The sequence below is a fragment of the Pseudomonas sp. GD04158 genome (assembly GCF_029834875.1).
Taxonomy (GTDB): domain Bacteria; phylum Pseudomonadota; class Gammaproteobacteria; order Pseudomonadales; family Pseudomonadaceae; genus Aquipseudomonas; species Aquipseudomonas hydrolytica.
On record NZ_JAODYT010000001.1, the window covers coordinates 104,174 to 130,682 of the forward strand.

Sequence of the window (26,509 nt, forward strand, 5' to 3'; positions counted from 1 at the left end):
GAGCGGACTCATTCGCGGCTGGGCAGGCATCACACCAAGCCCTGGTCGCAAATGACTCGCTCCTGCACAGGCTGCTAGCGCCTGAGTGGCGCGCCTGGCACAGGCTGCAGCACCAGCAGCAACCCGCAGAAAGCCATCACCAGATAGCTGAAGCGTAGCCAGTACTGGGCCTCGGGCCAGTAGTGCAGCGTCACAAAGTAACTCAGGGCCATGACCGCAACGGTCAACAGCAACTGCCCACGCATATCCCGCAGCAGACTCGGCAACCCCTCGCTTCGCAGCAGGGCGAAGGCCTGCAGCGCAACGCAGACTGCCGCCAGGCCGACCAGCAGCGGCACCAGGCGCTCGGCTATCTCCTGCACCAGCAAGGGCGCCAGGCCCGTCTGGCCGATGGCAGGCAGAATGACGAACTGCAACAACCACAAGCCGCCGACCCAGAGGGTCTGGGCCAGCTGCCAACTGACGGCAGCGGCCCGCGACGGCTGTTGCGGCTTAAATGTGGCGGACTTCGACAATCTCGTACTCGACCAGGCCACTGGGGGTCTGCACGCCGACCACGTCACCCTCGCTCTTGCCCACCAGGGCACGGGCAATGGGCGAACCGACGGAGATCTTGCCCTGCTTGATGTCGGCTTCGTCTTCGCCAACGATCTGGTAGGTCACGCTTTCGTCAGTCTCGACGTTGGCGATTTCCACCGTGGTGCCGAAGATCACCTTGCCGGTGTGCTCGATGCTGGTGACATCGATGATCACCGCATTCTGCAGGCGACCTTCGATATCACGCACGCGCGCCTCGACCATACCCTGCTCTTCACGCGCGGCATGGTATTCGGCGTTTTCCTTGAGGTCGCCCAGTTCGCGAGCCTCGGCGATCGCCTGGCTCAGTGCGGGACGACGCACCTTGGTCAGGTGCGCCAGCTCTTCTTCCAGGGCGCGAGCGCCCTGGACGGTCATGGGGTACTTGTTCATGCCTTGATTCCTGCATGCAGATCCTGCAGCCGGCGCACGGTCTTCTCGGGACCGAACTTGAGCGCCTCACAGACCGCCTGACCCGCCGCGATGGTGGTGGTGCAGTAGATCTTGTGCTGCAGAGCGTTACGACGGATCGAGTAGGAGTCAGCGATGGATTGACGCCCCTCGGTGGTATTGATGATCAGGGTGACTTCGTCGTTCTTGATCATGTCGACCACGTGCGGACGACCTTCGGTCACCTTGTTCACGCGGCGTACCGGCAGGCCGGCAGCCTCGATCACCTTGGCGGTACCGGCAGTGGCGACCACTTCGAAGCCCAGGCTGACCAGATCGCGTGCGACCTGAACGGCCTCGGCCTTGTCGTCCTCACGCACGCTGATGAAGGCGCAACCGGAATTCGGCAGGATCTCGCTGGCACCCAGCTGGGCCTTGGCGAAGGCTTCGCCGAAGCTGTCGCCGACGCCCATGACTTCACCGGTGGACTTCATCTCCGGGCCGAGGATCGGGTCGACGCCCGGGAACTTGGCGAAGGGGAACACCGCTTCCTTGACGCTGAAGAACGGCGGGATGATTTCCTTGGTGTAGCCGACTTCGGCCAGGGTCTTGCCGGCCATGACGCGCGCCGCCACCTTGGCCAGCGACTCGCCGACGCACTTGGAAACGAACGGCACGGTACGCGAGGCGCGCGGGTTCACTTCGATGACGTAGATGTCCTCACCCTGCACGGCCATCTGCACGTTCATCAGGCCGACCACGCCGAGCTCCAGAGCCATCTTCTTGACCTGCTCGCGAATCTCGTCCTGGATGTGCGCCGGCAGCGAGTACGGCGGCAGCGAGCAGGCGGAGTCACCGGAGTGCACGCCGGCCTGTTCGATATGCTGCATGATCGCACCGATCACCACGGTCTCGCCGTCGCTGACCGCGTCCACGTCCACTTCGATGGCGCAGTTGAGGAAGCGATCCAGCAGTACCGGGCTGTCGTTGGACACCTTCACCGCTTCGCGCATGTAGCGCTTGAGCTCTTCTTCCTGATAGACGATTTCCATCGCCCGACCGCCCAGCACGTAGGACGGACGCACCACCATCGGGTAACCGATGCCCTTGGACAGCGCCAGGGCTTCGTCTTCGCTGCGCGCAGTGGCGTTGGCCGGCTGACGCAGGTTCAGGCGCTGCACCATCTGCTGGAAGCGCTCGCGGTCTTCGGCGCGGTCGATGGCCTCGGGGCTGGTGCCGATGATCGGCACGCCGGCTTCTTCCAGGGCGCGGCAGATCTTCAGCGGGGTCTGGCCGCCGTACTGCACGATCACGCCTTTGGGCTGCTCGACGCGGACGATTTCCAGCACGTCCTCCAGGGTCACCGGCTCGAAGTACAGGCGGTCGGAGGTGTCGTAGTCGGTGGAGACGGTTTCCGGGTTGCAGTTGACCATGATGGTCTCGAAACCGTCTTCACGCATGGCCAGTGCGGCGTGTACACAGCAGTAGTCGAACTCGATGCCCTGGCCGATACGGTTCGGACCGCCGCCGAGGATCATGATCTTCTCGCGGTTCGACGCGTTGGCCTCGCACTCTTCCTCGTAGGTCGAGTACATATAGGCGGTGTCGGTGGCGAATTCGGCGGCGCAGGTGTCCACGCGCTTGTACACCGGCAGCACTTTCAGCTTGTGGCGGTGGGCACGCAGGCTCTTCTCGGAAACGCCCAGCAGCTTGGCCAGACGCGCATCGGAGAAGCCCTTGCGCTTGAGCTTGAACATCAGGTCGTAGTCGATGGCGGACAGGCCGAGGGTCTGCACGGTGGCTTCGTCCTTGATCAGATCCTCGATCTGCACCAGGAACCACTCGTCGATACGGGTCAGCTCGAACACTTCGGCAACGCTCTTGCCGGCGCGGAAGGCATCGGCCACGTACCAGATACGGTCGGCGCTGGGCACGGTCAGCTCGCGACGCAGGGTGCTCTCGGCTTCCGGGTCGTTCAGGTCGAGCTTCGGATCGAAGCCGGCAACGCCGACTTCCAGACCGCGCAGGGCCTTCTGCACCGACTCCTGGAAGGTACGGCCGATGGCCATGACTTCACCCACGGACTTCATCTGGGTGGTCAGGCGGGCATCGGCCTTGGGGAATTTCTCGAAGGCGAAGCGCGGGACCTTGGTTACCACGTAATCGATGGCCGGCTCGAACGACGCCGGGGTGCGACCGCCAGTGATGTCGTTGGACAGCTCGTCGAGGGTGTAGCCGACCGCCAGCTTGGCGGCGATCTTGGCGATGGGGAAGCCGGTGGCCTTGGAGGCCAGTGCCGAGCTGCGCGACACGCGCGGGTTCATCTCGATCACCACCATGCGCCCGGTGTTCGGGCAGATGCCGAACTGCACGTTGGAGCCGCCGGTTTCCACGCCGATCTCACGCAGCACCGCCAGCGAGGCGTTGCGCATGATCTGGTATTCCTTGTCGGTCAGGGTCTGCGCCGGGGCCACGGTGATGGAGTCGCCGGTGTGTACGCCCATCGGGTCGAAGTTCTCGATGGAGCAGACGATGATGCAGTTGTCCTTCTTGTCACGGACCACCTCCATCTCGTATTCCTTCCAGCCGATCAGCGATTCGTCGATCAGCAGCTCGTTGGTCGGCGACAGGTCCAGACCGCGGGCGCAGATTTCTTCGAATTCTTCACGGTTGTAGGCGATGCCGCCGCCGGTGCCGCCCATGGTGAAGCTGGGGCGGATGATGCAGGGGAAGCCCACCATCTCCAGCACGCCGTAGGCTTCTTCCATGCTGTGGGCGATACCCGAACGCGGGCAGGCCAGGCCGATGTCCTTCATGGCCTTGTCGAAGCGCGAGCGGTCTTCGGCCTTGTCGATGGTGTCGGCGTTGGCACCGATCATCTCGACGCCGAACTTTTCCAGCACGCCGTGGCGCTCCAGGTCCAGGGCGCAGTTCAGCGCGGTCTGGCCGCCCATGGTCGGCAGCAGCGCGTCCGGACGCTCCTTCTCGATGATCTTGGCCACGGTGGCCCACTTGATCGGCTCGATGTAGGTGGCGTCGGCCATGGCCGGGTCGGTCATGATGGTGGCCGGGTTGGAGTTCACCAGGATGACGCGGAAACCTTCTTCCTTCAGCGCCTTGCACGCCTGGGCGCCGGAGTAGTCGAACTCGCAGGCCTGGCCGATGACGATGGGGCCGGCGCCGAGGATCAGGATGCTTTTGATGTCTGTACGTTTTGGCATAGCGGTTACTCGAATCCTTGGGTCAGTCGGCGGGGCTTAGCGGCGCTTGGCCATGGCTTCGATGAAGCGGTCGAACAGCGGGGCCACGTCGTGCGGGCCGGGGCTCGCCTCCGGGTGGCCCTGGAAGCTGAAGGCGTCCTTGTCGGTGAGCTCGATACCCTGCAGGGTGCCGTCGAACAGCGACTTGTGGATCGGCCGCAGGTTGCTCGGCAGGCTGCCTTCATCCACGGCGAAACCGTGGTTCTGGCTGGTGATCATCACCACGCCGGTATCCAGGTCCTGCACCGGGTGGTTGGCGCCGTGGTGGCCGTGGCCCATCTTCAGGGTCCTGGCGCCGGAGGCCAGGGCCAGCAGCTGGTGGCCGAGGCAGATGCCGAACACCGGAATCTCGGTTTCCAGAATTTCCTTGATCGCCTTGATCGCATAGTCGCACGGCTCGGGGTCGCCAGGGCCGTTGGAGAGGAACACGCCATCGGGATTCAGGGCCAGCACTTCGCTGGCCGGCGTCTGCGCCGGTACCACGGTCAGGCGGCAGCCACGGGCGACCAGCATGCGCAGGATGTTCAGCTTCACGCCGTAGTCATAGGCAACCACGTGATACGGCAGGTCGGCAGCGGCGATCTCCGGATGGCTGTCGCTTTCCAGGTTCCACACGCTGGAGCGCCACTCGTAAGACTTGTCGCAGGTGACTTCCTTGGCCAGGTCCATACCCTTGAGGCCCGGGAAACTGCGCGCCAGTTCCAGCGCTTTCTCTTCGGTGGCGTCGTCACCGACCAGGATGCAGCCGTTCTGCGAGCCTTTCTCGCGCAGGATGCGGGTCAGGCGGCGGGTATCGATACCGGCGATGGCGACGGTGCCGTTCGCTTTCAGGTACTCGTCCAGCGGTTGCTTGTCGCGCCAGTTGCTGGAGGTCAGCGGCAGGTCGCGAATGATCAGGCCAGCAGCCCAGACGCGATTGGACTCGGCATCTTCCGGGGTGGTACCGGTGTTGCCGATGTGCGGGTAAGTCAGGGTGACGATCTGCTGGGCATAGGACGGATCGGTAAGGATTTCCTGATAGCCGGTCATGGCGGTGTTGAACACCACCTCTCCGATCGTCTGGCCATCGGCCCCGATGGAATCGCCGCGAAAAATGCTGCCGTCAGCAAGGGCCAAAATGGCAGGTTTGGGGGCTGGCTTAGTCAAGAAGACCTCCGTCTCGATCAAGGCTTGAAGCAAACGCAGGTTGTAAAAAAGCGGGATGACGTGTGAAGGTCATCCCGCTTTTTTATTTGAGCCATTCTGCGTAACTTTAGTGGACACACTAAAACAGGAAGCTTACAGGAAAACCCTTTTTCGGTCCACCCGATAAGACGCCCAGTCACACATTCGCGTCAGCGCAGCCCCAGCACGTCCTGCATGTCGTACAGGGCAGGCGAACGCTGCTGCAGCCACAGCGCCGAACGCACCGCGCCCTTGGCAAAGGTCATGCGGCTGGAAGCCTTGTGGGTGATCTCCACACGCTCGCCGTCGGCGGCGAACAGCACGGTGTGATCCCCTACCACGTCGCCGGCACGCACGGTGGCGAAACCGATGGTCTCGCGCTCGCGCGCCCCGGTCTGACCTTCGCGGCCATACACGGCGACCTTCTGCAGATCACGCCCCAGCGCATCGGCGACCACTTCACCCATGCGCAGCGCCGTGCCGGACGGCGCATCGACCTTGTGCCGGTGATGCGCTTCGATTATCTCGATATCCACGTCATCGCCCAGCACGCGGGCGGCGGTATCCAGCAGCTTCAGGCACAGGTTGACGCCGACGCTGAAGTTGGCGGCGAAGACGATCGGGATCTGCTTGGCCGCTTCGCTCAGCTGCTGCTTCTCTTCCACGGTAAAGCCGGTGGTGCCGATCACCATGGCCTTGCCGGCCTGACGGCAGACCTCCAGGTTCTTCAGCGTTACCGACGGGTGGGTGAAATCGATCAGCACGTCGAAATCATCGACCACCGCCGCCAGATCACCCGCCAGGGTCACGCCGATCTTGCCCAGGCCGACCAACTCACCGGCATCGGCACCGATCAGGCTGCTGTCGGCGCGATCGATGGCCGCGCTGAGCGTTGCGCCCTCGGCCTGACTCACGGCCTCGATCAGGGTCTTGCCCATGCGCCCGGCGGCGCCCATCACTGCAATACGTTGCATACATCAGCTCCAAGCCGTCGCCCCGGCATTGCCGGGGCGCTTTGGGGTTAAACGTCGCCGAAGAAGCGCTTGACGCCCTCGAACCAGCCACTGGCCTTGGGCGAGTGGGAGTCATCGCCCTGCAGCGACTTGCGGAACTCATCGAGCAGCTCGCGCTGACGCTTGTTCAGGTTGACCGGCGTTTCCACCGCGACCCGGCACATCAGATCGCCCGCCGCGCCGCCGCGCACCGGGGCCACGCCCTTGCCGCGCAGACGGAACAGCTTGCCGGTCTGGGTGCCTTCGGGGATCTTCAGCTTGACCCGGCCATCGAGGGTCGGCACTTCCAGCTCGCCGCCCAGCGCCGCATCGGCGAAGCTGATCGGCACTTCGCAGTACAGGTGCTTGCCGTCACGCTGGAAGATCGCATGCTCACGGACGTTGACCACCACGTAGAGGTCACCAGCCGGACCGCCATGCGTACCGGCCTCGCCCTCGCCGGACAGGCGAATGCGGTCACCGGTATCGACGCCCGGCGGCACCTTGACCGACAGGGTCTTGCTCTCTTCCACGCGCCCCTGACCGTGGCAGCTGCCGCAGGGGTCGGTGATCATCTTGCCGCTGCCGTGGCAGCGCGGGCAGGTCTGCTGCACGGAGAAGAAGCCCTGCTGCATGCGCACCTGACCGATACCACCACAGGTGGTACAGGTGACCGGGCTGGTGCCCTTCTTGGCGCCGGTACCATCGCAGGTCTTGCAGCCGACCAGGGTCGGCACGCGAATGGTCACGGTGGTGCCGCGCACCGCTTCTTCCAGGTCCAGCTCCAGGGTGTAGCGCAGATCCGAGCCGCGCTGGGCGCCGCCGCGCGAGCCACCGCGGCCACCGCCGAAGAAGTCGCTGAACACGTCGCCGAAGATGTCGGAGAAGTTGGCACCGCCGAAACCGGCGCCACCGCCGCCGCCCATCTGCGGGTCGACGCCGGCATGGCCGTACTGGTCGTAGGCCGAACGCTTGCCGGCGTCGGAGAGCACTTCGTAGGCCTCGTTGGCCTCCTTGAATTTCTCTTCGGCGCCCTTGTCATCCGGGTTGCGGTCCGGGTGGTACTTCATCGCCAAACGCCGATAAGCCTTCTTCAATTCGGCTTCGCTGGCGCCGCGCTCGACCCCCAGTACCTCGTAATAGTCACGTTTTGCCATAGTTGTGCTGCACTCTCAGATTCGTGAGCTCCAGATACGCCGACGCGGGAGAAGGCTCCCGCGCGGCGAATCCTGCCCGTCGCGAGCGACGGTGGAGCGTAAAGAAGAGGCGGCCCGCTTGCCGGGCCGCGTCCCTTACTTGTTCTCCTTGACCTCTTCGAACTCAGCGTCGACCACGTCGTCGGCAGCGTCCTTCGGCTCTTCCGCGCCCGGCTGAGCGGCGCCCTGCGGCTGCTCGGCATACATCTTCTGCGCCAGCGGCGTGGTGGCTTCGGACAGTGCGTTCATCTTGGCCTCGATGGCGGTCTTGTCGTCCCCCTTCACGGCCACTTCCAGCTCGCCGATGGCCTTCTCGATGGCCGCCTTCTCGTCGGCAGTGGCCTTGTCGCCCGCTTCGGTGAGCATCTTGCGGGTGGCATGCACCAGCTGATCGCCCTGGTTGCGCGCGGTGGCCAGCTCCTCGAACTTGCGGTCTTCCTCGGCGTTGGCCTCGGCATCACGCACCATCTGCTGGATCTCTTCCTCGGACAGACCGGAGTTGGCCTTGATCACGATGGACTGCTGCTTGCCGGTGGCCTTGTCCTTGGCGGACACGTGCAGGATGCCGTTGGCGTCGATATCGAAGGTCACCTCGATCTGCGGCACGCCACGCGGAGCCGGCGGAATCTCGGCCAGGTCGAACTTGCCGAGGGACTTGTTCTGCGCAGCCTGCTTACGCTCGCCCTGCAGCACGTGAATGGTCACGGCGCTCTGGTTGTCGTCGGCAGTGGAGAACACCTGCGACTTCTTGGTCGGGATGGTGGTGTTCTTTTCGATCAGTGCGGTCATCACGCCGCCCATGGTTTCGATACCCAGGGTCAGCGGGGAGACGTCCAGCAGCAGCACGTCCTTGACGTCACCAGCCAGTACCGCGCCCTGAATGGCAGCGCCCATGGCCACGGCTTCGTCCGGGTTGACGTCCTTGCGCGGCTCCTTGCCAAAGAACTCGGCAACGGTCTTCTGCACCAGCGGCATACGGGTCTGGCCGCCGACCAGGATCACGTCGTCGATCTTGCTGACGTCGATACCGGCGTCCTTCAGCGCGATACGGCACGGCTCGATGGTGCGCTGCACCAGGTCCTCGACCAGCGACTCGAGCTTGGAACGGGAGATCTTCACGTTCAGGTGCTTCGGACCGGTGGCGTCTGCAGTGATGTACGGCAGGTTGACGTCGGTCTGCTGGCTCGAGGATAGCTCGATCTTGGCCTTCTCGGCAGCTTCCTTCAGGCGCTGCATGGCCAGCGGGTCGCCCTTGAGGTTCATGCCGGTTTCTTTCTTGAATTCGTCGACGAGGTAATCGATCAGGCGAATGTCGAAGTCTTCACCACCGAGGAAGGTGTCACCGTTGGTGGCCAGCACTTCGAACTGGTGCTCGCCGTCGACTTCGGCGATCTCGATCACCGACACGTCGAAGGTACCGCCACCCAGGTCGTAGACGATCACGGTGTGGTCGCCCTTGGCCTTGTCCATGCCATAGGCCAGCGCCGCCGCGGTCGGCTCGTTGATGATGCGCTTGACGTCGAGACCGGCGATGCGACCGGCATCCTTGGTGGCCTGACGCTGGCTGTCGTTGAAGTAGGCCGGCACGGTGATCACCGCTTCGGTCACCGGCTCGCCCAGGTAGTCCTCGGCGGTCTTCTTCATCTTCTTCAGCACTTCGGCGCTGATCTGCGGTGGCGCCATCTTCTGGCCGTTCACTTCGACCCAGGCGTCGTTGTTGTCCGCCTTGACGATCTTGTACGGCACCATCTGGATGTCTTTCTGCACGACGTCTTCGTCGAAACGACGACCGATCAGACGCTTAACCGCGTACAGGGTGTTGTGCGGGTTGGTGACGGCCTGACGCTTGGCCGACTGACCAACCAGGATTTCGCCATCGTTGGCGTAAGCGATGATGGACGGCGTGGTGCGAGCGCCTTCGGCGTTCTCCAGCACCTTGACGTTGCCGTTTTCCAGAATGGAGACGCAGGAGTTGGTGGTCCCCAGGTCGATACCGATGATTTTGCCCATGAAAATTCTCCCGAAACTTTGATTTTTCCGGCGCCTCGTTTCTCAGGCGCCGGCAGCACTAAAACGCTTGACTGAAAAATGGGGTCGCCCCCGAAAATTTCAAGCCTGCTCGTCGATGGACGGCGGCGGCGTGGTCGGCGCCTTGCTGACCACGACCATGGCCGGGCGCAGCAGACGACCGTTGAGCAGATAACCCTTCTGGAACACCTTGAGCACCGAGTTCGGCTCGACGTGGGTGCTTTCTTCCATCGCCATGGCCTGATGGTGCTCCGGGTTGAACGGCTCGCCATGCGGCTCGACCGCCTCGAGCTGATGACGCGCCAGGGTGTCGATGAACAGCTTGAGGGTCAGTTGCATGCCCTCGCGCACGCCCTTGATCGCCTCGTCGTCCGGGCTCGACAGCTCCAGGCCGCGCTCCAGGCTATCGACGACCGGCAGCAGATCGTTGGCGAACTTCTCCAGTGCGAACTTGTGCGCCTTCTCCACATCCTGCTCGGCGCGACGACGTACGTTCTGCAGCTCGGCCGCCATGCGCAGCGACTGATCCTGCGCCGCAGCCAGCTGCTCTTCCAGGGCCTGCACGCGAGCCGCCAGGTCGTCGCTCGGCGCGGCATTCTCGGCCGCCTGCGCTTCGGGGTTCTGCGTATCCAGGTTCTGTTCGTCAGCCATGCCTTCCTCCTCTCGATTGAATCGGCGCGAGTCAAGCCCGCGCACCTGCCGCCTATATGGAGCCAATTCCACAGCTTTCAAGGGGCGATAGCGAGGATTGCCAGGAAAAGAAAAAACACTGTATAAATAACCAGACATCAATTCGGGAGCGTTCGCCATGCTGGTGCACCTGTCCATTCACAACTACGCCATCGTCGACCACCTCGACCTCGAACTGGACGGCGGCATGAGCGCCATCAGCGGCGAGACCGGCGCGGGCAAGTCGATCATGCTCGACGCCCTCGGTCTGTGCCTGGGCGATCGCGCCGACAGCGGCGTGGTACGCCCCGGTGCAGACAAGGCGGACATTCTCGCCAGCTTCGACCTGGCGGACATCCCCGAAGCGCGTGCCTGGCTCGCCGAGCGCGACCTGGACAGCGACGGCCCGTGCATCCTGCGCCGGGTGATCACCGCCGAAGGCCGCTCGCGCGGCTATATCAATGGCAGCCCCTGCCCGCAGGCCGACCTCAAGGCCCTCGGCGAGCTGATCATCGATATCCACAGCCAGCACGAACACCAATCGCTGCTCAAGACCGACACCCACCGCCGCCTGCTCGACGAGTACGCCGGCAGCCAGGAACTGGCGCGCCAGGTGCAGCTGGCCGCACAGCGCTGGAAACAGACGCGCAACGAGCTGGAGCGCATCTCGAGCCAGGGCGACGAGCAGCGCGCCCGTCATCAGTTGCTCAGCTACCAGCTCGAAGAACTGGAGAACCTTGCTCTCGGCGAAAACGAACTGGAACAGCTGGAACAGGAGCACAAGGCCCTGAGCAATGCCGAGGCACTACTCGGCGCCTGCCGCCAGGTGCTGGAGCTGTGCAGCGAGAGCGATGCCGGCAACGTGCTGTCGGCACTCACCGCCAGCCTCAACCGCCTCGGCGCTTTCGGCGGCCAGGGCGGCGCGCTGGCGGAAGCGAGCAACCTGCTGGCCAGCGCACAGATCCAGGTCGAGGAAGCCGTGGGCGAACTGAACCGCTTCGTCGATCACTTCGATGCGGACCCGCAGCGCCAGCAATTTCTCGAAGAACGCCTGGACAGCATCTACACCCTGGCGCGCAAGCACCGCATCCAGCCCGGCGAACTGGCCGCCCTGCAGCAGCAGCTGTTCGAGGAGCTGGAAAACCTCAACGCCGACGACCAGGCCGGCGAACGCCTGAGCGAAGAACTGGCCGCCTATGAACGTCATTATCAGGAAAAGGCCGCCGAGCTCAGCGCCCTGCGCAGCAGTGCCGCCGAGCGCCTGGCCGCCGCCGTGGAGCAGGAAATGCAGGCGCTGGGCATGCCGGGCGGGCGTTTCAGCATCCAGCTGCAGGCAATCAACAGCGAAGAGCCGCATGCCAATGGCCTGGAGGCCGTGGAGTTCCTGGTCAGCGCCAACCCCGGTCAGCCGCTGCGCGGCCTGGCCAAGGTCGCCTCGGGTGGCGAGCTGTCACGCATCAGCCTGGCGATTCAGGTGATCACCGCGCAGACCTCGCGCGTGCCGACCCTGGTATTCGACGAGGTGGACGTCGGCATTGGCGGCCCCACCGCCGAAGTGGTCGGCCAGCTGCTGCGCCGCCTGGGCGAACGCGGCCAAGTGCTGTGCGTCACCCACCTGCCGCAGGTCGCCGCGCAGGGCCATCAGCATCTGTTCGTGCACAAGCGCCGCGGCGTCGACGCCACTTCCACTGCCGTGAGCAAGCTGGATGAGACCGGCCGCGTCGAGGAGATCGCACGCATGCTCGGCGGCGTCGACCTGACCGAAGAATCCCTGGCGCATGCCCGCAAGATGGTCACCAACGCCCAGGCGGCCTGAAACGACGCAGCCGGCCGCAATCCGCAAGCCCCGGCTTGCAGCCGGGCGAGGCCAAAGCAAAAAAGGCGACCCTAGGGTCGCCTTTCTCATTGCCGCAGAAGCATCAGCTCTTCTTGCGCACGTACAGCACCAGGTTGTGATCGACCAGCTCGAAACCGTGCTCCTTGACGATTTCCTTCTGGCGCTTCTCGATCTCGGCGTCGAAGAACTCGATCACTTCGCCGGAATCGACACAGACCATGTGATCGTGGTGGCCACTGTCGGCCAGTTCGAACACCGCATGGCCGCCATCGAAGTTGTGACGCACCACCAGACCAGCAGCCTCGAACTGGGTCAACACGCGGTACACGGTCGCCAGACCGACGTCTTCACCGGCTTCCATCAGTGCCTTGTAGACGTCTTCCGCACTCATGTGGCGGTGCTCGGCGTTGTCCAGCATCTGCAGGATTTTGACCCGTGGCAAGGTCACCTTCAGTCCAGCTTTGCGCAGTTCGTTATTTTCAACCATGGTCTGCTTTCTCATGGATGCTGCTTCGCAGCATCCTTCAATACGGGTATGATCCGGGGTTCAAGTTGCCCAAGATAGTGGAAGTCACCCTCCGATGCAAAAAACCAAGCTCTTGCTGACCAGCCTGTCGCTGACCGGGCTCTTCGCACTCGCCGGTTGTTCATTCCCCGGGGTTTACAAGATCGACATTCAACAGGGCAATGTCGTGACACAGGACATGATAGACCAGCTGCGCCCGGGAATGACCCGACGCCAAGTGCGGTTTATCATGGGCAACCCGCTGATCACCGACACCTTCCACGCCGACCGCTGGGACTACCTATACAGCATGCAACCCGGCGGCACCCAGCGCCTGCAGGAACGCGTCAGCCTGGTGTTCGACGGCAACGATCAACTGGTCGGCCTGGCCGGCGACTTCATGCCCGGCGTCAGCCGCGATCAGGCCATCATGGGCGAAGGCAGCGACACCAGCAGCGCGCAGCCGCAAGCCAGACCGCAGAGCGAAACGCCGCCGGCGCCCGGCTCGTTGCTGGAGCAGATCCAGCGCGAAGTGGACCAGGTGGAAACCGTTCCGGTCCCCACGCCAGAGCCGCTGGACACCGATCCGCAGTAACACGCGGACACGAAAAAGCCCGGAATCTTCCGGGCTTTTTTGCATCTGGCGATCGCTCCAGTAGAGACGACAACCCCATCAGGCCGGCTCTTCGCCCTCTTCCCTGGCTTTGGCCTTGGCTGCACGCTGCTTGCGCACCTCCTTGGGATCCGCGATCAAGGGTCGGTAGATCTCGACCCGCTCGCCCTCCTCGAGCACCCGCTCCTCGGGCTTGGCGACCGCCTTGCCGAAGATGCCCAAGGGCGCGTGATGCAGGTCCAGTTCGGGAAAGAACTGCTGCATGCCCGAACGCAGCGCCGCCTCGCGCACCGTGGTGCCAACCGGTACGGAAAGGCGCAGCAGCTTCTGCCTGTCGGCCAGGGCGTAGACCACCTCTATGGCGATGTTGGGATTATCCATGCAGTTGCTTGGCTCGCTGGCAGAAGGCATCGACCATGGTGTTGGCTGCCTGATTGAACAGGGGGCCGAGCGTGGCGCGCACCAGCGGCCCGGCGTAGTCGAAGGTCAGGTCCAGGCTGATCTTGCAGGCCTTGTCGCCCAGCGCCTTGAACTCCCAGACGCCATGCAGGCGGGTGAAAGGTCCCTCCTGCAGGTTCATCTCGATGCGCTCGCCGGGCTGCAGCGCATTGCGCGTGACGAAGCGCTGGCTGAGCCCGCCCTTGGCCACCTCGAGGCTGGCCAGCATATGGCTCTCGCTCACTTCCAGAACCTGACTGCTGCTGCACCAGGGCAGGAACTCGGGGTAACGGGCCACGTCGTTGACGAGATCAAACAGCGCCTGCGCCGGATAGGGCAACAACGCCGAACGCTGGATTCGAGTGGTCATTACTTGCTCAGCTCCGCGATGAACACGATCAGCACGCCGATAGGCGCCACGACGCGAATCAGCCAGAGGGCCAGATTGAACAGCAGCGGGCTTCTGATCGCCAGCTCTTCGCGCACCGCGTCGCGGCTCAGCACCCAACCGGCGAACAGCGCGAAGGACAGGCCACCCAGTGGCAGCAGAATGCGGCTGGTGAGGTAGTCGATGCTGTCGAAGAAGGTCTTGCCGCCCTCGGCGCCCCACTGCAACAGGTGGAAACCATCATCGGCGAAGACGAAGAACTTGGCCTCGGCCCACAGATTGAACGACAGCACCGTCCCCATGCCCAGCAGCCAGCACACCAGCGCCAGCGCGGCAGTTACCTTGGCCCGGCTGCGCCCGGTCTTCTCGACGAAGTAGGCCACGGCCGGCTCCAGCATGGAGATCGACGAGCTCCAGGCGGCTACGGCCACCAGCACGAAGAAGATCAGCCCCATGACCTGACCGAAGGCGATATTGCCGAACGCGATCGGCAGGGTGACGAACATCAGCCCCGGACCACCGCCCGGCTCAAGCCCCGCGGCGAAGACGATGGGGAACAGGGCCAGCCCCGCGGTCAGCGCCACCAGGGTATCGAGCAGGCCAACAGTGAGCACGGTGGCGCCGATCGAGGCCTTCTTCGGCATGTAGGCGCCGTAGACCATGATCGAGCCGACGCCGACGCTCAGGGTGAAGAAGGCATGACCCATGGCGGCGAGAATGCCGTCCTGAACCTTGCTCGGATCGAAATGGAAGAGGAAATCGAAGCCTTCGCGGAAATGCCCGGTGGTGAAGCTGTAGCCCAGCAGTACCAGCAGCAGCACGAACAGCAGCGGCATCATGATGCGCAGGCTGCGCTCCAGACCGGCCACTACACCCTTGGCGATGACGAAGGCAGTGACCAGCATGAACAGGCTGTGCCACAGGGTCAGTCGCCAAGGATCGGAGGTCAGCCCGCCGAACGCCGCGCCGGCACCATCGCCACTGATGCCGGTGAAATCGCCGCGCCCCATACCGAGGATGTAATCGAGCGACCAGCCCGCCACCACGCTGTAGAAGGACAGGATCAACAGCGCCGCGACCATGCCGATCAGCGCCGCCAGCGACCAGTGCCTGGACGCCCCGGCCTCGGCCGCCAGGCTCTTCATCGCGTTGACCGGGCTCTGCCGGCCGCGACGACCGATCAGGGTTTCCGCCAGCATGATCGGCACGCCGACCAGCGCGATGCAGAACAGATACATGACCACGAACGCACCACCGCCGTAGACGCCGGTCATGTAGGGAAACTTCCAGATATTGCCCAGGCCGACCGCCGAGCCGGTGGCCGCCAGAATGAACACCCAGCGGCTGGCCCAGGCACCATGAATCGAAACTTTGTCGCTCGCCATTGCGGCCCACACCCCATACTGCGGGAAAAAAGATCGCGCATTGTCGGAGATTAGCGACATGGGCTCAAGTTTGGCGCGGTAAAGCCCCATGGCGCAGGCGCGGGCGACTCCCTATAATGCGCGCCCTATGGCTAAGCAAAAGAAACATCCTCAAGGCACCATCGCGCTGAACAAGAAGGCGCTGCACGATTACTTCGTCGAACAGAAGTTCGAGGCGGGCGTCGCCCTGGCCGGCTGGGAAGTCAAGAGCCTGCGCGCCGGCAAGGCGCAGCTGGTGGACAGCTACGTGCTGCTCAAGGACGACGAGGCCTGGCTGATGGGCGCGCATATCACGCCGCTGAAAACCGCCAGCACCCACGTCATCGCCGACCCCATCCGCACCCGCAAGCTGCTGCTGCACAAACGCGAGCTGGACAAGCTGTTCGGCGCCGTACAGCAGAAGGGCTACACCTGCGTGGCCCTGTCACTGTACTGGAAGCAGCACCTGGTGAAATGCGAGATCGCCCTGGCCAAGGGCAAGAAGGACTTCGACAAGCGTCACGTCGAGAAGGAACGCGACGCCAACCGCGAAGTCCAGCGCGCCATGCGCAGCAAGGGCAAGGACGACTGAGCGCAGCGGCCAGCCTCAGCTGCGAACCTTGGGAAAAGGCCGAGACGAAGGACGGAGCGGTGCGCACGGCGCACCCTACGGCCAGGCCGCTGCCTCCCGTAGGGTGCGCCATGCGCACCAATCTCCCTTCGCATCACAATCGGATTAACACAACGCAGGCCAGCAGCGGTGCGCACGGCGCACCCTACGGCCCGGCCGCCGCTTCCCGTAGGGTGCGCCATGCGCACCAATATTCCTTCGCTCACAACCGGATTAGCACAACAAAGACCAGCAGCGGTGCGCGCGGCGCACCCTACAGCCCGACCGCTGCTTCCCGTAGGGTGCGCCATGCGCACCAATCTCCCTTCGCGTCACAACCGGCTTAGCGCAACGCAGGCCAGCAGCGGTGCGCACTGCGTACCTAGGGTCTGACCGCTCCGCGCCGCTGCGCCCGCTCCACCCGCCGCGCCTCCAGCTGCACTTCCGAGAGCACTTCCTGCACGTAGTCGATGTGCTGGTTGGACAGGTCCCGCGCGTCTTCGGCGCGACCTTCGACAATCGCTTCGTAGAGCGCGCGGTGCTGGCTGATCAGCATGTCGCGCGTTTCCTCGCGCTGGGCGTACATGCCGCCGATGTTGGTCACCACGTTGCGCTTGAGCAGATCGAACAGGCCGCGGATGGTGTGCAGCAGCACGGCGTTGTGGCTGGCCTCGGCGATCGCCAGATGGAAACGCGCATCGGCGGCGCCCTCCTCGGCCCGCGTCACCTTGCCCGCCCGGGCATAGCAATCCTGCAGGGCCTCGAAGGCTTCGGTCAGGCGCTGCCGATCGATGTCCGTGGCACGCCGCGCTGCGTAGTAGGCGCACGAACCTTCCAGGGTGTGACGGAACTCGAGCAGGTCGCGCTGGGCATCTTCCTTGTTCTCCAGCAGCTGCAGCAGTGGATCACTGAAGGTCGAGCCGAGGGCTTCGGCGACGTAGTTGCCGCCGCCCTGGCGGCTCACCAGCAGCCCCTTGGCCACCAGCTTCTGGATCGCCTCGCGCAGCGAAGGGCGTGAAACCCCGAACTGTTCGGCCAGGGCACGTTCGGCGGGCAGCCTCTCGCCGGCACGCAGCGTGCCTTCGAGAATCATGGTTTCCAGTTGCGCGACGATATCGTCCGACAAGCGGCGCTGCCGCACCAACCCTACTTCCATCCCGAACTTCTCCATTGGTTTGACCAGACGTAAAGCCTTGTGCCGCCAGCCTATAGCGCTGGTCAGCGGCGGACAAGACGGCATTCTACGACGAAAGTCTTAGCGCGACGATTTGACAGGGCATTGAGCGACTTTTAACCTGAGCCCGCACCTTTGTAAATTGGTATTACCAATTAACCCACTTCAAGAACAAGAACGACGTCGAGGTCATGCCATGACACCCCATAGCGTTGTACGTCTGCCGGATACCGCATTCTCCCTCGCGCGCCGTGTGCGCCTCGCCACGGAGTAGCCCCAATGTCCAACGGAATTCTCGCCCTGCTGGCGTTCTCTCCCATCCTGCTGGCAGCCGTGTTGCTGATCGGTCTGCGCTGGCCGGCCAAGCGCGCCATGCCGCTGGTGTACCTGGTCACCGCCGCCGTCGGTCTGTTCGCCTGGGACATGACCCTCAACCGCGTGCTGGCCTCGACCCTGCAGGGCCTGCTGATCACCCTGGGTCTGCTGTGGATCATCTTCGGCGCCATCCTGCTGCTCAACACCCTCAAGCACTCCGGCGGCATCACCGCGATCCGCGCCGGCTTCACCACCATCAGCCCTGACCGCCGCATCCAGGCGATCATCATCGCCTGGCTGTTCGGCTGCTTCATCGAGGGCGCCTCGGGCTTCGGCACGCCAGCGGCCATCGCCGCACCGCTGCTGGTAGCCATCGGCTTCCCGGCCATGGCCGCCGTGCTGATGGGCATGCTGGTGCAGAGCACGCCGGTGTCCTTCGGCGCGGTCGGCACGCCGATCATCGTCGGCATCAACACCGGTCTGGACACCGCCACCATCGGCGCACACCTGGTGGAACAGGGTTCGTCCTGGGCGCAGTTCCTGCAGCTGATCACCAGCCAGGTGGCGATCATCCACGCCACTGTCGGCGTGGTCATGCCGCTGGTGATGGCGATGATGCTGACGCGTTTCTTCGGTCAGGAGAAAAGCTGGAAAGCCTGTCTGGAAGTGCTGCCGTTCGCCCTCTTCGCCGGCCTGGCCTTCGTCCTGCCCTACGCCGCCACCGGCGTGTTCCTCGGCCCGGAATTCCCCTCGCTGCTGGGCGGTCTGATCGGCCTGGCCATCGTCACCAGCGCCGCCCGCTTCGGCTTCCTGGTACCGAAGAAGACCTGGGACTTCGCCCCGGCCGACAAGTGGCCGAGCGAGTGGCTGGGCACCGTCGAGATGAAGCTGGACGAGCTGACCGCCAAGCCGATGAGTGCCCTGCGCGCCTGGCTGCCCTATGTGCTGGTCGGCGCCCTGCTGGTGATCAGCCGTGTGTTCCCGGAAGTGGGCAACGCGCTCAAGGCGGTGGTGGTGAACTTCCCCGACCTGCTTGGCGAAACCGGCATCAGCGCCAACTTCCAACCGCTCTACCTGCCGGGTGGCATTCTGGTCGCCGTGGTTCTGGCCACCTTCTTCCTGCACGGCATGAAGGTGCGTGAGCTGAGCAAGGCGGTGAAGGAATCGTCCAGCGTGCTGCTCAGCGCCGGCTTCGTGCTGCTGTTCACCGTGCCGATGGTGCGCATCCTGATCAACTCCGGTGTCAACGGCGCCGAGCTGGCCAGCATGCCGATCCTGATGGCGCGCTGGGTGGCCGACAGCGTCGGCGGCATCTATCCGCTGCTGGCACCGAGCATCGGCGCCCTGGGCGCCTTTATCGCCGGCTCCAACACGGTGAGCAACATGATGTTCAGCCAGTTCCAGTTCGGCGTGGCCAGCAGCCTGGGTATCTCCGGCGCGCTGATCGTCGCCGTGCAGGCCATCGGCGCCGCAGCCGGCAACATGGTGGCGATCCACAACGTGGTCGCCGCGTCGGCCACCGTCGGCCTGCTCGGTCGCGAAGGCAGCACATTGCGCAAGACCATCTGGCCGACGCTGTACTACGTGCTGTTCACCGGCAGCATCGCGATGCTGGCGATCTACGTGCTGGGGGTCAGCGATCCGCTGGTAGCCGGCTGATCGAATAGCCCCAAGCGCCTTGAAACGCCCCGGCCATGCCGGGGCTACTGCCGTCAGGCTACGCTTCCCCTTTTCAGCAACAGGATGAGCTCATGATCATTTCTGCCTCCACCGACTATCGCGCCGCCGCCGAGCGCAAGCTGCCGCCCTTCCTGTTCCACTACGCCGATGGCGGTGCCTATGCCGAGCACACCCTGCGCCGCAACGTCGCCGACCTGTCGAACATCGAACTGCGCCAGCGCGTGCTGAAGAACATGTCCGAGCTGGATCTGTCCACCGAGCTGTTCGGCGAGAAGATGTCCATGCCGGTGGGCCTGGCGCCCGTGGGCCTGACCGGCATGTACGCCCGCCGTGGCGAGGTGCAGGCGGCCAAGGCGGCAGCGGCCAAGGGCATTCCCTTCACCCTGTCCACGGTATCGGTGTGCCCGATCGAGGAAGTGGCGCCGGCCATCGACCGGCCAATGTGGTTCCAACTCTATGTGCTGAAGGACCGCGGCTTCATGAGGAACGCCCTGGAGCGCGCCAAGGCCGCCGGCTGCTCGACCCTGGTGTTCACCGTGGACATGCCCGTGCCGGGTGCGCGCTACCGCGATGCCCATTCGGGCATGAGCGGTCCGAACGGGCCGCTGCGCCGCGTGCTGCAGGCCATGACCCACCCGCAGTGGGCCTGGGATGTCGGGGTGATGGGCAAGCCGCACGATCTGGGCAATATCTCCGCCTACCGCGGCAATCCCACCGGCCTGGCCGACTACATCGGCTGGCTGGGCGCCAACTTCGACCCGTCGATCTCCTGGAAGGATCTGGAGTGGATCCGCGACTTCTGGGACGGCCCGATGGTGATCAAGGGCATCCTCGACCCCGAAGACGCCCGCGACGCGGTGACCTTCGGCGCCGACGGCATCATCGTTTCCAACCACGGCGGCCGTCAGCTCGACGGCGTGCTGTCCAGCGCCCGCGCCCTGCCGGCCATCGCCGATGCGGTCAAGGGCGAGCTGAAGATCCTTGCCGACTCCGGCATCCGTACCGGCCTGGACGTGGTGCGCATGCTCGCCCTCGGTGCCGACACCGTGCTGCTCGGCCGCGCCTTCATCTACGCGCTGGCGGTCGCCGGTCAGGCCGGTGTGAGCAACCTGCTGGACCTGATCGAGAAGGAAATGCGCGTGGCCATGGTGCTGACCGGCGCCAAGTCCATCGCCGAGATCACCTCGGACCTGCTGGTAAAGGAGCGTTGAGCCGATGACCGCTGCAGTCGCCACCACCGTATCCCGAGACACCCTGCTGGCGCAGATGCGCCAGATCGTCGGCGACAGCCATGTGCTGATCGACGAGCAGGCCACGCGGCGTTTTCGCAAGGGCCACCGCACCGGTGAGGGCAATGTCCTGGCGGTGGTGCGCCCCGGCTCGCTGCTGGAGCAGTGGCGCGTCCTGCAGGCGGCGGTGGCGGCCGACCGTATCGTCATCATGCAGGCGGCCAATACCGGCCTGACCGGTGGCTCCACCCCCGATGGCGATGACTACGACCGCGAGATCGTGCTGATCAGCACCCTGCGCATCACCGGCGTGCAACTGATCAACGATGGCCAGCAGGTGGTCTGCCTGCCCGGCGCCACCCTGGATCGCCTGGAGCAGGCCCTGGCGCCGCTGAACCGCGAGCCGCACTCGGTGATCGGCTCGTCCTGCATCGGCGCCTCGGTGCTCGGCGGCATCTGCAACAACTCCGGCGGCGCCCTGGTGCGCCGCGGCCCGGCCTACACCGAACTGGCGCTGTACGCGCAGGTGAAGGATGACGGCTCGCTGGAGCTGGTCAACCACCTGGGGATCGACCTGGGCGACAGCCCCGAGGAAATCCTCACCCGCCTGCAGAACGGCGACTACACGGCGCAGCAGGTGCGCAACGAAGAACACGCCAAGGCTTCCGACGCGCGCTACGGCGAGCACGTGCGCGATGTCGATGCCGACACCCCGGCGCGTTTCAACGCCGACCCGTCGCGTCTGTTCGAAGCCTCCGGCTCGGCCGGCAAGCTGTGCCTGTTCGCCGTGCGCCTGGATACCTTCCCGAAGGAGCCGAGCACGGTGTTCTACATCGGCAGCAACGACCCGCACGACCTTACCGAAGTGCGCCGCCACCTGCTGGCCAAGCTGCCGCGCCTGCCCATTGCCGGCGAGTACATCCACCGCACCGCCTTCGACATCGGCGAAAAATACGGCAAGGACACCTTCCTGGTGATCGACAAATTCGGCACCGCCAGGGTACCGGCCGCCTTCGCCATGAAGAGCCGGGTCGACGGCTTCTTCGAGCGCTTCGGCCTGCGCGGGGTGACCGACCGGGTGATCCAGGCGCTGATGAACCTGCTGCCCAGCCACCTGCCGGCGCGCATGCGCGAGTACCGTGAGCGCTTCGAGCATCACCTGCTGGTGCGGGTGTCCAACGACACCCTGGAGCAGACCCGCGCCTTCCTCATCAAGTACTTCACCGGCAGCGCCAGCGGCGCCTACTTCGAGTGCGACGCCGAGGAAGGGCGCAAGGCCTTCCTGCACCGCTTCGCCATCGCCGGCGCCGCGATCCGCTACCGTGAGGCACACCGCAGCAGCGTCGAGGACATCCTCGCCCTGGACATCGCCCTGCGCCGCAACGACCGCGATTGGGTCGAGACGCTGCCGCAGGAAATGGAAGAGCAGATCATCCACAAGCTCTACTACGGGCACTTCTTCTGCCACGTGTTCCACCAGGACTACATCGTCAGGAAGGGCATCGACCCGATCGAGATGGAGCACCGCATGTGGAAGTTGCTGGATGCACGCCGCGCCGAGTACCCGGCCGAGCACAACGTCGGCCACCTGTACGTGGCCAAGCCGGCGCTGGCCGGTTTCTACCGCGAACTGGACCCGACCAACACCTTCAACCCCGGCATCGGCCATACCTCGAAGAAGAAGCATTGGGGTGGTTGCTGCTGAGGGCTACGGTTTTGTCTCCCCTCTCCCGCTTGCGGGGCGTAAGCACCGTAGCCCGGATGCAATCCGGGAACACCTGACGCCGACTCCCCGGATTTCATCCGGGCTACAAAAGCAAAGGCCCGCCGATTTGGCGGGACTTTGTGTTGACGCGGCAAGCGATCAGGCGAAGACGATCTCCTCGCCGTCCACCTTGGCATGCACCACCGCGCCCGGGGCGAAGTCGCCGGCGAGAATCTGCTGCGCCAGCGGGTTCTCGATCCAGCGCTGGATCGCGCGCTTGAGCGGGCGCGCGCCGTACACCGGGTCGTAACCGACGGCGATCAGCTTGTCCAGCGCCTCCGGCGTCAGCTCCAGGCTCAGCTCGCGCTCGGCCAGGCGACCACGCAGACGTTTGAGCTGGATCTCGGCGATGCCGGCGATCTGCTCGCGGCCCAGCGGCTCGAACACCACCACCTCGTCGATACGGTTGATGAACTCGGGACGGAAGTGGCTGCTCACCGCGTCCATCACCGCCGCGCGCTGCGCTTCCTTGTCGCCGACCAGCTCCTGGATCTGCGCCGAGCCGAGGTTGGAAGTCATCACGATCACGGTGTTCTTGAAATCCACGGTGCGGCCATGGCTGTCGGTCAGGCGACCGTCTTCCAGCACCTGCAGCAGCACGTTGAACACATCCGGGTGGGCCTTCTCCACCTCGTCCATCAGCACCACCGAGTAGGGTTTGCGGCGCACCGCCTCGGTCAGGTAACCGCCCTCTTCGTAGCCGACATAGCCGGGCGGCGCACCGATCAGACGCGCGACGCTGTGCTTCTCCATGAACTCGGACATGTCGATGCGCACCAGCGCTTCCTCGGTGTCGAAGAGGAACTCGGCCAGCGCCTTGCACAGCTCGGTCTTGCCCACCCCGGTCGGGCCGAGGAAGAGGAACGAGCCGCTCGGCCGGTTCGGATCAGCCAATCCGGCACGGGAGCGGCGCACGGCGTTGGCCACGGCCACCACCGCTTCGTCCTGGCCGATCACCCGCTGGTGCAGCAGGCCTTCCATCTTCAAGAGTTTCTCGCGCTCGCCTTCGAGCATCTTGCTTACCGGAATGCCGGTCCACTTGGACACGACCTCGGCGATCTCCTCGTCGGTGACCTTGTTGCGCAGCAGCTGGTTCTCGCTCTTGCCGTGCTGGTCGACCATCTGCAGGCTGCGCTCCAGATCCGGGATCACCCCGTACTGCAGCTCGGCCATGCGGTTGAGGTCGCCCTTGCGCCGCGCGGCTTCCAGCTCGGTCTTGGCCTGTTCGATGCGTTGCTGAATCTGCGCCGAACCCTGAACCTCGGCCTTCTCCGACTTCCAGATTTCCTCCAGGTCGGCGTATTCCTTCTCCAGCTTGGCGATGTCTTCTTCCAGCTTGACCAGGCGCTTCTTGGTCGCCTCGTCGTCTTCCTTCTTCAGTGCCTCGCGTTCGATCTTCAGCTGGATCAGGCGGCGATCCAGGCGGTCCAGCTCCTCCGGCTTGGAGTCGATCTCCATGCGGATGCGGCTGGCGGCCTCGTCGATCAGGTCGATGGCCTTGTCCGGCAGCTGGCGGTCGGTGATGTAGCGATGGCTGAGCTTGGCCGCGGCGATGATCGCACCGTCGGTGATGGTCACGCCGTGGTGCACCTCGTAGCGCTCCTTGAGGCCGCGCAGGATGGCGATGGTGTCCTCCTCGCTCGGCTCGTCCACCAGCACTTTCTGGAAGCGGCGCTCCAGCGCGGCATCCTTCTCGATGAACTGGCGGTACTCGTCCAGCGTGGTGGCGCCGACGCAGTGCAGCTCGCCACGGGCCAGAGCCGGCTTGAGCATGTTGCCGGCATCCATGGCGCCCTCGGCCTTGCCGGCGCCGACCATGGTGTGCAGCTCGTCGATGAACAGGATGATGCGCCCTTCCTGCTTGCTGAGCTCGTTCAGCACGGCCTTCAGGCGCTCCTCGAACTCGCCGCGGAACTTGGCGCCGGCGATCAGCGAGCCCATGTCCAGCGACAGCAGGCGCTTGTCCTTGAGGCCATCGGGCACTTCACCGTTGATGATGCGCTGGGCCAGGCCTTCGGCGATGGCGGTCTTGCCCACACCGGGTTCGCCGATCAGTACCGGGTTGTTCTTGGTGCGGCGCTGCAGCACCTGGATGGTGCGGCGGATCTCGTCGTCACGACCGATCACCGGGTCGAGCTTGCCCTCCTCGGCGCGCTTGGTCAGGTCGACGGTGTACTTGTCCAGCGCCTGGCGCGACTCCTCGACGTTGGGATCATTCACCGCCTGGCCGCCGCGCAGGTTGGCGATGGCATTTTCCAGGGCCTTCTTCGACACGCCCTGGCCCAGCAGAAGCTTGCCCAGCTTGGTGTTCTCGTCCATGGCGGCGAGCAGCACCAGCTCGCTGGAAATGAACTGGTCGCCCTTCTGCTGTGACAGGCGGTCGGCCTGGTTGAGCAGGCGCGCCAGATCCTGCGACAGGTTGATGTCGCCGGTGGGGTTCTGCAGCTTGCCGAGCTGATCCAGCTCGCGGGTCAGAGCTTGACGCAGACTATTGATGTCGAAGCCCACCTGCATCAGCAGCGGCTTGATCGAGCCGCCCTGCTGCTCCAGCAGCGCCTGCATCAGGTGCAGCGGTTCGATGGCGGCGTGGTCCATGCCCACGGCCAGGGATTGGGCGTCGGAGAGTGCAAGCTGCAGCTTGCTGGTCAAACGATCGATACGCATAAATGTCCTTCCTCCAGAATGGCGGGCCGGGACAACATCCCCGAAAAACGAAACCCGCCGAGATGAAGACTAGATAAGGACGATTACGCCGTATTCAAGACGAGGCCATTTGATCCAGGTCAAACCTGCTTACAGCCAGGTGACCTGCTGCTCCAGCGGAAAACGCAGGCGCGGGTTGTACACGCCCTTCTCGCCCTGCCGCCCGACGGCCAGCAGCATGATGGGGATGGCCTGGCGCGGAATGTCCAGCACGCGGCGCAGGCGCACCTCATCGAAGCCTTCCATCGGACAGGTGGCATAGCCATGACTCTGGAAGGCCAGCATCAGATTCTGCGCCGCCAGCGCGGTGGACTTCACCGCCCACAGGCGCATGTCGGCCTTGCTGTTGGGCTTGCGCATCAGCGGCTTGCGCAGCCCCACCAGGCGCACCAGCTGCCGCTTGAACAGCCCCAGCAGCCCCAGCGGCCCCTGGTTGTACTGGAACGGCGCGGTCTTGCTGTAGAAGCGGCGGATGCGCGCCGGCACCTCGGCTTCCGGCCAGTAATCGATGACGTTGCGACAGGCCTGGCGCCAGGTGTCGGGCCGCGCCAGCACGGCGATGATCAGGGGCGCCCGTGCGGCGTTCTGGCTCATGCACACCGGGTGCAGCTGCGCCAGCAGCGCCGCATCGCGGATCACCTGAAAGCTCCAGGGCTGCAGGTTGCAGGAGTTCGGCGCCAGCACGGCCAGCTCCAGGCAATCGCGAATCACCGCGTCCGGCACCGGTTCGGGGGTGAAACGGCGCACCGCGCGGCGGCTTTCGATCAGCGCGCGCAGTTCGGCCGGTGAAGCCATGGCGGGAAGTGGCTCGTTGGAAAAACTGGTCATGGGCGCAGTCCTCGGCAAGTCGTCCGATTAAGCAAGCGGACGACCGGGCGAACAAGGCCGCGTGAGGAAATGGCCGAGAGATTGGCCGATCAGTCGCGCTTGCAGCCCTCGGCCCCTAGCGCGAAGGCGCTACAGACCCAGCGCCTTCTCGATGGCCTGGATCAGCGCCGGATCGTCCGGCGTGGTGCGCGGCGAGAAGCGCGCCAGCACGCGCCCGTCCTGGCCGACCAGGAACTTCTCGAAATTCCAGGTGATGTCGCCGGGAAACTCGGCGCCCTCACCGGCCAGCAGGCGATACAGCGGGTGGCGAGCGGGGCCGTTGACCTCCAGCTTGCTGCCCAGTGGGAAGGTCACGCCGTAATTGAGGCTGCAGAATTCGCGAATCTCGTCCTCGCTGCCTGGCTCCTGCCCGGCGAACTGGTTGCAGGGCACACCGAGCACGGTGAAACCGTTGCCCTTGTACTGCTGGTAGAGCTTCTCCAGCCCGGCGTACTGAGGCGTCAGGCCGCATTTGGAGGCGACGTTGACCACCAGCACCACCTGGCCCTTGTAGGGTGCCAGCGGCAGTTCCTGGCCATCCAGGGCACGGAGATTGAGATCGTGAAAGGCACTCATGACGAACTTCCTCAGCGAATTCAGTGCAGCGGGCGTGGGCCCTGAAAACCATCGAAGCGGCTGCCGACAGGCACGCCGGCATACAAGAAAAAGGCGCCATGAGGCGCCTTTATCGCGAGCTTTGAGCTTAG

The 26,509-nt window shown here is 64.6% G+C and carries 22 protein-coding genes; 6 read left to right on the top strand and 16 right to left on the bottom strand.

Annotation, left to right across the window (positions count from 1 at the left end; genetic code table 11):
- Positions 1 to 74: 74 nt before the first annotated feature.
- The 8 genes from N7333_RS00565 to grpE form a co-directional block, all read right to left on the bottom strand.
- Positions 75 to 515 (bottom strand): hypothetical protein, encoded by a 441-nt coding sequence (locus N7333_RS00565; RefSeq protein ID WP_049767410.1) that lies wholly within the window; start codon positions 513 to 515, stop codon positions 75 to 77.
- Complete coding sequence (gene greA / locus N7333_RS00570) at positions 493 to 969, bottom strand: transcription elongation factor GreA (protein WP_012019582.1); 477 nt, start codon at positions 967 to 969, stop codon at positions 493 to 495. The genes N7333_RS00565 and greA overlap by 23 nt, the downstream gene beginning before the upstream one ends.
- Positions 966 to 4,187, bottom strand: coding sequence for a carbamoyl-phosphate synthase large subunit (gene carB, locus N7333_RS00575; protein ID WP_129482927.1), 3,222 nt, complete (start codon positions 4,185 to 4,187; stop codon positions 966 to 968). Before carB ends, greA begins: the two co-directional genes overlap by 4 nt.
- Before the next feature lie 36 nt (positions 4,188 to 4,223).
- Positions 4,224 to 5,372 carry a glutamine-hydrolyzing carbamoyl-phosphate synthase small subunit gene (gene carA, locus N7333_RS00580; protein WP_279858060.1) on the bottom strand — a complete coding sequence of 383 codons (1,149 nt, stop codon included), beginning with the start codon at positions 5,370 to 5,372 and terminating at the stop codon, positions 4,224 to 4,226.
- A gap of 188 nt (positions 5,373 to 5,560) precedes the next feature.
- The gene (gene dapB, locus N7333_RS00585) at positions 5,561 to 6,364 is read right to left on the bottom strand and encodes a 4-hydroxy-tetrahydrodipicolinate reductase (RefSeq protein WP_003240540.1); all 804 of its coding nucleotides are present in this window, start codon (positions 6,362 to 6,364) and stop codon (positions 5,561 to 5,563) included.
- Between the two features lie 47 nt (positions 6,365 to 6,411).
- Positions 6,412 to 7,539, bottom strand: coding sequence for a molecular chaperone DnaJ (gene dnaJ, locus N7333_RS00590; RefSeq protein ID WP_003240538.1), 1,128 nt, complete (start codon positions 7,537 to 7,539; stop codon positions 6,412 to 6,414).
- Positions 7,540 to 7,674: 135 nt separating this feature from the next.
- Positions 7,675 to 9,588, bottom strand: coding sequence for a molecular chaperone DnaK (gene dnaK / locus N7333_RS00595; protein WP_129482929.1), 1,914 nt, complete (start codon positions 9,586 to 9,588; stop codon positions 7,675 to 7,677).
- 99 nt (positions 9,589 to 9,687) lie between these two features.
- On the bottom strand, positions 9,688 to 10,257 hold the full coding sequence (gene grpE / locus N7333_RS00600) for a nucleotide exchange factor GrpE (RefSeq protein ID WP_003240535.1): 570 nt from the start codon (positions 10,255 to 10,257) through the stop codon (positions 9,688 to 9,690).
- A gap of 157 nt (positions 10,258 to 10,414) precedes the next feature.
- Here grpE and recN point away from each other — a divergent pair, with 157 nt between their 5' ends.
- On the top strand, positions 10,415 to 12,091 hold the full coding sequence (gene recN, locus N7333_RS00605; protein ID WP_129482930.1) for a DNA repair protein RecN: 1,677 nt from the start codon (positions 10,415 to 10,417) through the stop codon (positions 12,089 to 12,091).
- A gap of 103 nt (positions 12,092 to 12,194) precedes the next feature.
- Here recN and fur read toward each other — a convergent pair whose 3' ends face one another.
- Positions 12,195 to 12,599 (bottom strand): ferric iron uptake transcriptional regulator, encoded by a 405-nt coding sequence (gene fur, locus N7333_RS00610; protein WP_003240531.1) that lies wholly within the window; start codon positions 12,597 to 12,599, stop codon positions 12,195 to 12,197.
- Between the two features lie 94 nt (positions 12,600 to 12,693).
- On the opposite strand from fur, the gene N7333_RS00615 reads away from it, so the two are divergent.
- Positions 12,694 to 13,212: an outer membrane protein assembly factor BamE gene (locus N7333_RS00615; protein ID WP_003240528.1), complete on the top strand. Its 519-nt coding sequence runs from the start codon at positions 12,694 to 12,696 to the stop codon at positions 13,210 to 13,212.
- 78 nt (positions 13,213 to 13,290) lie between these two features.
- Here the strand turns inward: N7333_RS00615 and N7333_RS00620 are convergent, their stop codons facing one another.
- Genes N7333_RS00620 through N7333_RS00630 form a run of 3 tightly spaced genes read right to left on the bottom strand, consistent with a single transcriptional unit; the run spans position 13,291 to position 15,441 of the window.
- Positions 13,291 to 13,611, bottom strand: coding sequence for an RnfH family protein (locus tag N7333_RS00620; RefSeq protein ID WP_096825650.1), 321 nt, complete (start codon positions 13,609 to 13,611; stop codon positions 13,291 to 13,293).
- Positions 13,604 to 14,038, bottom strand: a complete 435-nt coding sequence (locus N7333_RS00625) for a type II toxin-antitoxin system RatA family toxin (RefSeq protein WP_003240525.1) — start codon at positions 14,036 to 14,038, stop codon at positions 13,604 to 13,606. Before N7333_RS00625 ends, N7333_RS00620 begins: the two co-directional genes overlap by 8 nt.
- Positions 14,038 to 15,441, bottom strand: coding sequence for a sodium-dependent transporter (locus tag N7333_RS00630; protein ID WP_096825649.1), 1,404 nt, complete (start codon positions 15,439 to 15,441; stop codon positions 14,038 to 14,040). Before N7333_RS00630 ends, N7333_RS00625 begins: the two co-directional genes overlap by 1 nt.
- 127 nt (positions 15,442 to 15,568) lie before the next feature.
- Between N7333_RS00630 and smpB the strand changes: the two genes are divergently transcribed.
- Positions 15,569 to 16,051: an SsrA-binding protein SmpB gene (gene smpB / locus N7333_RS00635; RefSeq protein ID WP_003240522.1), complete on the top strand. Its 483-nt coding sequence runs from the start codon at positions 15,569 to 15,571 to the stop codon at positions 16,049 to 16,051.
- A gap of 400 nt (positions 16,052 to 16,451) precedes the next feature.
- Here the strand turns inward: smpB and N7333_RS00640 are convergent, their stop codons facing one another.
- A complete protein-coding gene (locus N7333_RS00640; RefSeq protein ID WP_003240520.1) occupies positions 16,452 to 17,225 on the bottom strand; it encodes an FCD domain-containing protein in 774 nt (257 codons plus the stop codon).
- A 297-nt stretch (positions 17,226 to 17,522) separates the two neighbouring features.
- Between N7333_RS00640 and N7333_RS00645 the strand changes: the two genes are divergently transcribed.
- From N7333_RS00645 to dld, 3 genes are all read left to right on the top strand, one after another.
- A complete protein-coding gene (locus tag N7333_RS00645) occupies positions 17,523 to 19,217 on the top strand; it encodes an L-lactate permease (RefSeq protein WP_129482931.1) in 1,695 nt (564 codons plus the stop codon).
- Between the two features lie 92 nt (positions 19,218 to 19,309).
- The gene (gene lldD, locus N7333_RS00650; RefSeq protein WP_003240516.1) at positions 19,310 to 20,449 is read left to right on the top strand and encodes an FMN-dependent L-lactate dehydrogenase LldD; all 1,140 of its coding nucleotides are present in this window, start codon (positions 19,310 to 19,312) and stop codon (positions 20,447 to 20,449) included.
- Positions 20,450 to 20,453: 4 nt separating this feature from the next.
- Positions 20,454 to 22,172: a D-lactate dehydrogenase gene (gene dld / locus N7333_RS00655; RefSeq protein ID WP_129482932.1), complete on the top strand. Its 1,719-nt coding sequence runs from the start codon at positions 20,454 to 20,456 to the stop codon at positions 22,170 to 22,172.
- Between the two features lie 159 nt (positions 22,173 to 22,331).
- On the opposite strand, the gene clpB is transcribed toward dld, so the two are convergent.
- From clpB to N7333_RS00670, 3 genes are all read right to left on the bottom strand, one after another.
- Positions 22,332 to 24,896, bottom strand: a complete 2,565-nt coding sequence (gene clpB / locus N7333_RS00660) for an ATP-dependent chaperone ClpB (RefSeq protein WP_129482933.1) — start codon at positions 24,894 to 24,896, stop codon at positions 22,332 to 22,334.
- A 129-nt stretch (positions 24,897 to 25,025) separates the two neighbouring features.
- Positions 25,026 to 25,763: a nitroreductase family protein gene (locus N7333_RS00665; protein WP_129482934.1), complete on the bottom strand. Its 738-nt coding sequence runs from the start codon at positions 25,761 to 25,763 to the stop codon at positions 25,026 to 25,028.
- Positions 25,764 to 25,892: 129 nt separating this feature from the next.
- Positions 25,893 to 26,378, bottom strand: a complete 486-nt coding sequence (locus N7333_RS00670) for a glutathione peroxidase (protein WP_003240508.1) — start codon at positions 26,376 to 26,378, stop codon at positions 25,893 to 25,895.
- Positions 26,379 to 26,509: the final 131 nt, after the last annotated feature.